At 43.4% G+C, this 1,393-nt stretch carries 2 protein-coding genes; one reads left to right on the forward strand and one right to left on the reverse strand.

The window, feature by feature from the left end:
• A partial coding sequence (locus EDM54_RS26050) for a zinc-dependent alcohol dehydrogenase family protein (RefSeq protein WP_122959100.1) occupies positions 1-772 on the reverse strand: 772 nt, incomplete at its 3' end.
• 349 nt (positions 773-1,121) lie between these two features.
• Here EDM54_RS26050 and EDM54_RS26055 point away from each other — a divergent pair.
• A partial coding sequence (locus tag EDM54_RS26055) for a transposase (RefSeq protein ID WP_183189195.1) occupies positions 1,122-1,393 on the forward strand: 272 nt, incomplete at its 3' end.

Below are 1,393 nucleotides of genomic sequence, written 5' to 3' on the forward strand. Positions count from 1 at the left end.
TAAGTTCTTTTGAAATTCTCGCCCAATCTACTTGAGTCCCAGATAAAAGACCCAAAGCCAAGAAAGTCCCCCCGGGACGTGTTGACCGAGCCAACTCAAAACCATCTAAACCACCGATCGAATCAATAGAGGCATCAGCGCCTTGTCCATTTGTAACACTCATCGTTGCATCGTAAATAGACATTCTTGAGCTATCGATTACATGCCACGCTCCAAGATTAAGCAACTCCTCTGCATATCGTGTATGACGGATGATCGCGATAACTCTGAACCCAAATAGAGAGGATAATTGAATGAATAGACGGCCAATTGATGAGTTAGCGGCATTGACTAGCAAAACCTGATCAGAAGTAATCTTTAACGTCTCCGTGCAAATAACCCACGCAGTTATTGGATTTATGTACAAGCGGCTGGCTGCATCATCGTTGATTTGGTCAGGAACCTCAATCGCTAAAACCGCTCTTGATATGACGTAATCTTGCCATGTCCCCTCACCTCGTAAGGGCAGAACACGTTTCCCTATTAAAGTGGAGGAAGCTAAGGGACCTGTTTCTACAACGGTACCTACCCCTTCATATCCTGGTACTGCGGGCAGACATATTCGATGCCTATATGCACCACGAATTGGAATTAAATCTGAAGGATTAATAGGCCGAGCATCCATTTTTACCAAGATTTCATCTTGTTTCAAAGGTTCAATAATTCGCTGTTCTACTTTCAACACGTTTTGGGGATCGCCAAATTGATAGTACCGTACAACCTGAGCATACATGATTTATTTTGCCCTCCCTTCTTCGACATAAACAAGGGTATAGGACACGAAGTCAGTTAGCAAGTGGAGGGTCTATTTAACAAAATCATTTATTATTCCGAGCGTGATGCTCCCCTACCTGCCGAGAAGGTAGCGTGCGAACCACCGGAAGGCTGATTTAACAAAGCAATCGATTTGTAATGGGGGAACAAGAGCGGAGAAACAAATCAAAGTTCGAGTCTTTTAAACTGCTGTCGATTATCAAATCCAACGCTCTGTTTTGATATCAGAAGGGCTGTTTAGAGTCTGTAAAATATTTTGTGTAAACTCTCAACCTCTAAACTACAATTAGGAGTAGAAAGGTTGGGAGATTTTTATGATGTCAAAAGAGCAGATCAAGCAGTGGATCAAAGAGAAAAACATGAAGTCAGTGGACGACGTACAGTCAGCGTTAAAGGATCTATTCGCAGACACAATCCAAGAAATGCTGGAAGCTGAAATCGAGTCCTCTCTTGGATACGCCAAGCATGACATGAAAAACAAGCGGACAACCAACAGTCGCAATGGGTATAGCAAGAAAACCGTCCGTTCTGAGTACGGGGATGTCGACATCCAAGTCCCTCGAGATCGAGAGGGTGATTT

It is taken from the genome of Brevibacillus borstelensis, assembly GCF_003710865.1.
GTDB lineage: Bacteria > Bacillota > Bacilli > Brevibacillales > Brevibacillaceae > Brevibacillus > Brevibacillus borstelensis.